At 66.9% G+C, this 8,622-nt stretch carries 6 protein-coding genes; 4 read left to right on the top strand and 2 right to left on the bottom strand.

Features of this window, described 5'->3' with window-relative positions; translation table 11 throughout:
- Positions 1-168: 168 nt before the first annotated feature.
- The gene (locus tag AC1RUR_RS37595; protein WP_492853175.1) at positions 169-1,101 is read right to left on the bottom strand and encodes a DMT family transporter; all 933 of its coding nucleotides are present in this window, start codon (positions 1,099-1,101) and stop codon (positions 169-171) included.
- A gap of 158 nt (positions 1,102-1,259) precedes the next feature.
- Positions 1,260-3,758 (bottom strand): magnesium-translocating P-type ATPase, encoded by a 2,499-nt coding sequence (gene mgtA / locus AC1RUR_RS37590; RefSeq protein WP_492853174.1) that lies wholly within the window; start codon positions 3,756-3,758, stop codon positions 1,260-1,262.
- A gap of 194 nt (positions 3,759-3,952) precedes the next feature.
- Between mgtA and AC1RUR_RS37585 the strand changes: the two genes are divergently transcribed.
- From AC1RUR_RS37585 to AC1RUR_RS37570, 4 genes are all read left to right on the top strand, one after another.
- Positions 3,953-5,221: an efflux RND transporter periplasmic adaptor subunit gene (locus AC1RUR_RS37585; RefSeq protein ID WP_492853173.1), complete on the top strand. Its 1,269-nt coding sequence runs from the start codon at positions 3,953-3,955 to the stop codon at positions 5,219-5,221.
- A complete protein-coding gene (locus AC1RUR_RS37580; protein ID WP_492853172.1) occupies positions 5,218-6,444 on the top strand; it encodes an ABC transporter permease in 1,227 nt (408 codons plus the stop codon). Before AC1RUR_RS37585 ends, AC1RUR_RS37580 begins: the two co-directional genes overlap by 4 nt.
- Positions 6,437-7,120 carry an ABC transporter ATP-binding protein gene (locus tag AC1RUR_RS37575; RefSeq protein ID WP_492853171.1) on the top strand — a complete coding sequence of 228 codons (684 nt, stop codon included), beginning with the start codon at positions 6,437-6,439 and terminating at the stop codon, positions 7,118-7,120. Before AC1RUR_RS37580 ends, AC1RUR_RS37575 begins: the two co-directional genes overlap by 8 nt.
- Positions 7,121-7,320: 200 nt before the next feature.
- Positions 7,321-8,613 carry an adenylosuccinate synthase gene (locus tag AC1RUR_RS37570; protein ID WP_492853170.1) on the top strand — a complete coding sequence of 431 codons (1,293 nt, stop codon included), beginning with the start codon at positions 7,321-7,323 and terminating at the stop codon, positions 8,611-8,613.
- Positions 8,614-8,622: the final 9 nt, after the last annotated feature.

The raw sequence follows: 8,622 nt of genomic DNA, 5'->3' as shown, positions 1-8,622 counted from the left end.
AGAACCCAGCCGCTAGGCCGCTTCGGAGCTGGCGCCAATACATCGGACTACTGCAGCCTTTTTCAACGAAATCGGCCCTTCTGCGACCTCGGGCGAGGTCCCGCTCTTCCGCCGCTGTGGGGGTTGAGCAGACATCAATCGGCCAAGCCGCTTAATGAGTACACGGCCCTAAGCCGCCTGCTTCCGCGACGCCGCGAACACGCCCGACAGCACCAGTGCGAAACCGATGAAGTGGAACGCCTGCGGGTGTTCGCCCAGGAACACCATCGCCATGATCGAGCCGAACACCGGTACCACGTGGAAGAACGGCGCGGTGCGGTTGGCGCCGATCAGCCGCACGCCGCGATTGAAGCAGAGATAGGCCAGCGTCGAGGGGAAGACAGCGACATAGAACAGGGTGAGCAGGTTCGGCCCGTCGAGCTTCATCACCGGACGCGCGTACAGTTCCCAGATCTCCAGCGGGATGAGGCAGGCGGCGCCGGCGCCGAAGGTGAAGGCGAGGAACGACAGGCCGTGCATCGCCGGCCGCTTCAGGCTCAGCACCGAATAGAGTGCGAAGATCAGCAGCGCGACGATGAAGATGAGGTCGCCCTTGTTGAATTCGATGTTCGACAGCGTGGTGAAGTCGCCATGCAGCAGGATGGTCAGCACGCCGCACATCGACAGCAGCACGCCGAAGGCCTGCGCCGCGGTGAGCCGGATGCCGAGGATGACCAGCGACCACAGCGCCACCAGCAGCGGCGCGGCCGACTGGAGCAGCAGCGTGTTGAGCGCCTGGGTATGCTCCAGCGCCCAGTATTGCAGCGTGTTGAAGGCGCCGATGCCGGTGATCGAGAGCGTGACCATCAGGCCGAGCTTGCTGCGGATCGCAGGCCAGTCCTGCGCGAGATGTTTCCAGGCGAACGGCAGCACCAGCAGGAAAGCAAAGGACCAGCGCAGGAACGACAGGGTGACGGGCGGGATGTGGCCGGCGGCGAGCCGCCCGACGATGGCGTTGCCGGCCCAGCACAGCGCGGTGATGCTGAGCAGCAGATAAGGCTGGTTGGCGATCCAGCTGTGGCCGGATGTCTCCGTGCTGGTGGTCTGGCCGGTGGCGGACATTGTGATTGTTATGGCCCCGCGTCATACGCCGAGGCCCCGGCCCTGTGATATCAGGGCCGGCTCGTAGCCCGGCCTGCTCAAAGACACGGAAATGTGCCCGATATCAATGGGGCGAGGCGCATCGCCTCCATGCGTGGGCGATACGGCCGGAACCTCGCTCAACCCTTCAGCCCGGCACGGATCGCAAACGGTTTTAGCAGTTCGGCACAGGCGAGATAAACGACGACCAGAAGCGCGATGCCGGCCATCATGATCGGTGGCGGCGTGACGAAGCCGAACCAGGCGCCGACCGGCGTGAACGGCAGCACCATCGCGACCAGCAAGGCGACCAGCGAGGAGGCGGACAGCACAGGATCGGGCCAGTTGCGCCACGGCCGGCCATTGGTGCGAATGATGAAGATCACGAGGATCTGCGTCGCCATGGATTCGATGAACCAGGCGGTGCGGAATTCGTCCGGTGACGCCTGAAACAGCATGAGCAGGGCGCCGAAGGTCAGGAAGTCGAACACCGAGGACAGCGGCCCCATGATCGCGGCGAAACGTACCAGCCGCGTCATGCTCCAAACCTGCGGCTGCGCGGTCGCCTGGCGCGAGACCTGGTCGAAGGGAATGCCGAGCTCGGAGAGATCGTAGAGCAGATTGTTGAGCAGGATCTGCGTCGGCAGCATCGGCAGGAATGGCAGCGCCATCGAGGCGATCGCCATCGACAGCATGTTGCCGAAATTCGAGCTCGCGCCCATTCGGACGTATTTCATGATGTTGGCGAAGGTGCGCCGGCCCTCTTCGACGCCGTCGGCGACGACTTCGAGATCGGAGGCGAGCAGGATGATGTCGGCGGCGGCCTGCGCCACGCCGCTCGCGCCTTCGACCGACAGGCCGATATCGGCAGCCTTCAGCGCCGGTGCGTCGTTGATGCCGTCGCCGAGGAAGCCGATCACCGCTCCGCTTGCCTGCAGCGCCTTCACGATGCGGGACTTCTGATCGGGCGCCAGCCGGCCGTAGGCGTCGGTCGATTGCACCTGCACGGCCAGCGCATCGTCGCTGAGCGCGGCAATGTCGGTGCCCGACAGCACGCGGTCGGCGTTCAGCCCGACCAGGCCGGCGAGCCGCTTCACCACCACGGGATCGTCGCCCGACAGGATCTTCAGCGTGATGCCGCTTGCCGCGAGCCGTGCGATCGCGGCCGCGGCCGTCGGCTTCGGCGGATCGGCGAAGGCGCAAAAACCTTCGAAGACGAGACCGGTCTCGTCCGCGGTCTCGACCTCGCGCGTTGCGCCGGTCCACGGGCGCGAAGCGATGGCGACGCTGCGCAGGCCCTGCGTCGCGAGCTCATGCACGCAGGCGATCGCGCTGGTCCGGGCGCCGTCATCCATCACGCACAGCTCGAGCACGGCTTCCGGCGCGCCCTTGACGATCAGCAGCGTGCCGTCGGGGCCGGTCGCGAGCACCGATCCCAGCCGGCGCGAGAAGTCGAACGCCTGCCGTCCGGCCAGGGTCCAGCCTTGCACGGCGTCCGGCCGGCCGGCAACCAGCGCCGCATCGAGCGAGCCGCGGTCGCCGCCGAGCGAGGCCGCGATGGCGCCGAGCTGCGCGGCGCGGGCGTCGTCCTTGCCCTCGGCGTCGAGACTTTTGGCCAGCGTGATCTCGGCCGAGGTCAGCGTGCCCGTCTTGTCCGTGCACAGCACCGTCATGGCGCCGAGATCGTGGATCGCGGCGAGGCGCTTGACGATCACCTTGCGGCCGGCCATGCGCAGCGCGCCGCGCGACAACGTCACCGTGGTGATCATCGGCAGCAGCTCCGGCGTCAGCCCGACCGCGAGCGCGACCGCGAACAGCAGCGAATCCAGCACGGGCCGGCCGAACACGACGCGGACGGTGAGCACCACCAGCACCAGCGCGAGCGTGGCGCGCGCGACGACGAGGCCGAATTCGCGCAAATCGCGCTCGAAGGGGGAGGGCGCCTGCGTCTCGGCCAGCGCGGCGGCCGCTTCGCCGAACACGGTGTTGCGGCCGGTCCTGACGACGAGCGCGATCGCCTCGCCGGTCTGCGCCACGGCGCCGCGGAACAGCGCATTCGACGTGTCGTCGGGATCGGTGGCGGGGCCGGCGCGCTTCTGCACCGGATAGGGCTCGCCCGTGAGCGCCGCTTCACCCGCGGTGAAGGCGGTGCTCTCCAGCACCAGCGCGTCAGCCGGGATGATGTCGCCGGCCCGGACGCGCAGGAGATCGCCGGGGACGACCCGCTCGACGTCGATCTGGCCGAACGCGCCGTCGCGCTTGACCTCGGCCTTGAGCGCGACCGAGCGGCGGAGGACCTCCGCGGCGCGGATCGCGTGGCCTTCCTGGACGGTGTCGAGCCCGATCGAGAGCGTCAGGATCAGGACGATGATGAGACCGCCGATCTCGTCGCCGGTGAGCATCGAGACGATGCCGGCAACCAGCAGGATCAGCGACAGCGGCTCCAGCAGCCGGCGCAGGATCGCACGCATCGCGCCCTCGATGTGGGGCGGCGCGTCGCTGTTCGGCCCGAAGCGGTCGAGGCGCTCGGAGGCCTCGGCCGCGGCCAAGCCCGTCGGCCCGCAGCCCAGTCGCTTGCAAAGCTCATCGGGTGAAAGACGCCAGAACTGGTTGTCGTCGTGCGCTGGACTGTCAGGCAAGCGAGGCTCCCATTTCAAAGCGTGAGGGCAGATGCCTCGAAATTCGGCGTGACCTGTTGACCTACCGCAATCTGGGATGCCGAGGGCGCGCTAGCTTTGCCGGCAATCGAGCCCGGCCTTCCGCTTGGGCGACAATCCAAATCGAGATGAGGACGAATCCGTCGGCCGGTTCGGCGCGATTCGCATGGCGTTTCATGGTCGAGCAAGCAATGGTCCTGCCACAGCACAAGAGCCGGTTCTCGGTCGCCGCGCTGTGGTCGGGATTTCTCAGTCACAAATGGTTCATCCTCGCGGTCGTCGTGCTGCTCGGCCTAGGCGTCTGGCAAGGGGTGCGCACGATCCTCGGGCCCGCCGTCGTGGTCGATCAGGTCAAGAGCGGCCGCCTGATCGAGACGGTGGTGGCGAGCGGCCACGTCGAGACGCCGTTCCGGGTGGAGATCGGCAGCCAGCTCACCGGCACGGTGCAGGAGGTGCTGGTGCAGCAAGGCGAGAAGGTCACCAAGGGGCAGCCGCTGATCTCGCTGGAATCGCGCGAGCTGAAAGCCAGCGTAGTGCAGGCGCAAGGCGCGGTGGCCCAGGCCGAGGCGCGCATCAGGCAGATCGAGGAATTGACGCGGCCCTCGGCCGACGAGGCGCTGACGCAGGCCAAGGCGACGCTGCTCAACGCCCAGCAGACCTATGACCGCACGGCGCAGCTCGAGCACAATGGCTATGCGACGCGCGCGGCGCTCGACGATGCGCAGAAGACGCTCGACGTCGCCCGCGCCCAGATGCGCTCGGCGCAATTTCAGGTCTACACGGCAAGCCCGGGCGGCAGCGACTATGTGATGGCCCAGACCCTGCTCAACCAGGCCCGCGCCAATCTCGACACCGCCGAATCCCGGCTCAATTACGCGACGATCGCCGCGCCCCGCGACGGCGTCCTGATAACGCGTAGCGTCGAGCGCGGCACGGTGGTGCAGCCGGGCAAGGCGCTGCTGGTGCTCGCGCCGGCCGGTGACTCACAACTCGTGCTGCAGATCGACGAACGCAATCTCGGCAAGATCGCGCTCGGGCAAAAGGCGGTTGCCTCCGCCGATGCCTATCCTGACCGGCGCTTTCCCGCCACCATCACCTACATCAATCCCGGCGTCGACATTTCCCGCGCCTCGGTCGAAGTGAAGCTGACGGTCGCCGATCCCCCGGACTATCTGCGACAGGACATGACGGTCTCGGTGGATATCGAGGTCGCCGCAAAGGACGATGCGCTGGTCCTGCCGCTGCGCTCGGTGCACGATGTCCTGTCGGGCGCCCCCTGGGTGCTCGGCATCAAGGACGGACGCGCCAGCCAGCGACCGGTGAAGATCGGCCTGCGCGGCAACAGCCATGTCGAAATCACCGATGGCGTCGCCGCCGGCGACGTCGGGATCCCGCAGAATTCAGGCGTCCTGACCGGGCAGCGCCTGCGGCCCGTGCTGCAATGAACCGCTGGCTGCCGTTCGAATGGACCATGGCGGTGCGCTTCCTGCGCGAAGGCCGGCTCCAGACCATCTTCATCATCGGCGGCATCTCGATCGGCGTCGCCGTCATCGTCTTCATGTCGGCGATGCTCGCGGGGCTTCAGGCGAACTTCATCAAGCGCGTGCTGACCTCGCAGCCGCAGATCCAGCTGCTCGCGCCAGACCAGGTCGCGCGTCCCTTGCGCAAGGGCGCAGGCGAGCTCGAAGACGCGGTGGTGCAGCGCCCGAGCCAGCGGGTGATCTCGATTGATCAATGGCCGAAGATCGCGAGCCAGATGCGCGCGATGCCCGAGGTCACGGCGGTGTCGCCGACCATCCTCGGCTCGGTGCTCGTGGTGCGCGGCGATGCCAGCCGTTCCGTCACGCTGTCCGGCGTCGAACCGGACTCCTATTTCAAGATCGTCAAGGTGCCGGACTATATCGTCGCCGGCGAGCCGCGCCTGACCAGCGAGGACATCATCATCGGCATCGAGCTCGCCAGGGATCTCGGCGCCACCGTCGGCGACAAGCTCAACATTCGCGCCGCGTCCGGCGCAACGCGCGTGCTCACGGTGTCCGGCCTCGTCGATCTCGGCAACAAGAGCGCCAACCAGCGCATCTGTTATGCCGCGCTGCGCACCGCGCAGTCGCTGCTCGGCATGATCGGCGGCATCACCACCATCGACATGACGGTCGGCGACATCTATGCGGCCGAGGAAATCGCCCAGCGCATCCAGGGCGCCAATGCGGTCGAGGCCGATAGCTGGATCAAGACCAATGCGCAGTTCTTCACCGCGGTGCAGGCCCAGCAGAACACCAACACCCTGATCCGCCTGTTCGTCGGCCTGTCCGTCGCGTTCGGCATCGCGGCCGTGCTGGTGGTCTCGGTGATCCAGCGCTCCAAGGACATCGGCATCCTGCGCGCGATGGGAACCTCACGCGGCCAGATCCTGCGCGTGTTCCTGGTGCAGGGCGGCCTGCTTGCATTCGTCGGCTCGATGTTCGGGGCGGCGATGGGCGCCTTCGCGCTGGTCTATTGGCATTCGCTGGCACGCCAGGCCGACGGCACCGAATTGTTTCCGCTGATCCTGGAGCGGAGCCTGTTCATCTACACGGCCCTGCTTGCCACCGTCACCGGCCTGCTTGCCGCGATGGCGCCGGCGGTGCGGGCCGCGAAACTCGATCCGGTGGTGGCGATCCGTGGCTAGCGAAATCCTCCGCCTCGAAAATGTGTGCAAGGCCTACAATGTCGGCCTGCCGACCGAGACCGAGGTGCTGCATGACGTCGACCTCAAGCTCGACCATGGCGAGTTCCTGGCGCTGATCGGCCCGTCCGGTTCGGGCAAGAGCACGCTGCTCAACATCGTCGGCCTGCTCGACCGGCCGACCTCCGGCCGCCTGCTGATCAAGGGACAGGACACGGCTGCACTCGGCGACACCGAGATCACCCATCTGCGCGGCCACACCATCGGGTTCATCTTCCAGTATCATCTCCTGATCTCGGCCTTCACGGCGCGGGAGAACGTCATGATGCCGATGCTGGCCGATCGCGGCTTTCCATCTGCGGAGCTCGAGGAGCGGGCGAACCGGCTGCTGACGCAGGTCGGGCTGGAGAAAGTCGCCGGCAACCTCGCCAACAACATGTCGGGCGGCCAGCAGCAGCGGGTGGCGGTGGCGCGCGCGCTCGCCATGAATCCCGATCTTGTGCTGGCGGACGAGCCGACCGGCAATCTCGACACCAAATCGGCCGACGCCGTGTTCGAGCTGATGCGGCAGGTGAACCGCGACAGCGGCACGAGCTTTCTGCTGGTGACCCATAATATGGATCTGGCGCGGCGCTGCGACCGCACCATCGAAGTCATTGACGGCCGCATCCGGGCGTAATGTTGAAGGGCCGGCCCGGCAAGGCGGATTTTAGGGGGATATCAAGGGCTTGGATCGCGCTTTGGGCCCCGAAAAAGCCCCGTTCTTGCTTGCCTAGAAGGGCCGCTTCCTTTATCCGGTTGTGCTGCCTCGCGTGCGAGCGGCCCCCGGCCGTCACTTGGGCTGGGCGCATCTAAAATCTTCAGAGGGATTACCCGCGAATGGCCAATGTTGTCGTCGTCGGCGCCCAGTGGGGCGACGAAGGGAAGGGCAAGATCGTCGACTGGTTGTCGGAGCAGGCGGACATCGTCGTTCGCTTCCAGGGCGGCCATAACGCCGGCCATACGCTGGTGATCAACGGCAAGACCTACAAGCTGGCGCTGCTGCCCTCCGGCGTGCTGCGCGAGCACAAGCTGTCGGTGATCGGCAACGGCGTGGTGTTCGATCCCTCCGCCTTCCTCGACGAGGTCACCAAGCTGCGCTCGCAGGGTGTCGCCGTCTCGCCGGACAATCTGCGCGTCGCCGAGAACGTCACCCTGATCCTGCCGCTGCACCGTGAGCTCGATGCCTTGCGCGAATCCTCCAACGCGGCGACCGCGATCGGCACCACCCGCCGCGGCATCGGACCTGCCTATGAGGACAAGGTCGGCCGCCGCGCCATCCGCCTGATGGACCTCGCCGACCTCGACACCCTGCCGCACAAGATCGACCGGCTGCTGGCTCACCACAACGCCCTGCGCCGCGGCCTCAACCTGCCGGAGTTCGACGGCAAGGACATCCTGAAGGAATTGACCGCGCTGGCGCCGCAGCTGCTGCCCTATGCCGAGACGGTGTGGCGGCTGCTCGACATCAAGCGGCGCGAAGGCAAGCGCATGCTGTTCGAGGGCGCGCAGGGCGCGCTGCTCGACGTCGACCACGGCACCTATCCCTATGTCACCTCGTCCAACACGGTGGCGGCGCAGGCCGCGACCGGCTCGGGCGTCGGCCCCGGCGCGGTCGGCTATGTGCTCGGGCTGTGCAAGGCCTATACGACCCGCGTCGGACAGGGCCCGTTCCCGACCGAGCAGGACAACGAGATCGGCCGCAAGATCGGCGAGCGTGGCCGCGAGTTCGGCACCAATACCGGGCGGCCCCGCCGCTGCGGCTGGTTCGACGCCGTGCTGGTCCGCCAGGCAGTCCGCACCTGCGGCATCAACGGTCTGGCGCTGACCAAGCTCGACATCCTCGACGGCTTCGACTCGATCGAGGTCTGCACCGGCTACAAGCTCGACGGCAAGGAGATCGACCACTTCCCGGCCGGCGAAGGCGCCCAGGCCCGGGTCGAGCCGATCTACGAGACCATCGAGGGCTGGAAGGAGCCGACCGCCAGTGCGCGCTCCTGGGCCGACCTGCCGGCCCAGGCGATCAAATATGTCCGCCGGATCGAGGAATTGGTGGGGTGTCCCGTTGCGCTGCTTTCCACCAGCCCCGAACGCGAAGATACTATCCTGGTACAAAATCCGTTTGAGGCTTAACGATATCTT

The organism is Bradyrhizobium sp. GW821-FHT12B03 (assembly GCF_058807535.1).
This window is presented reverse-complemented; position numbering and strand designations above follow the sequence as displayed.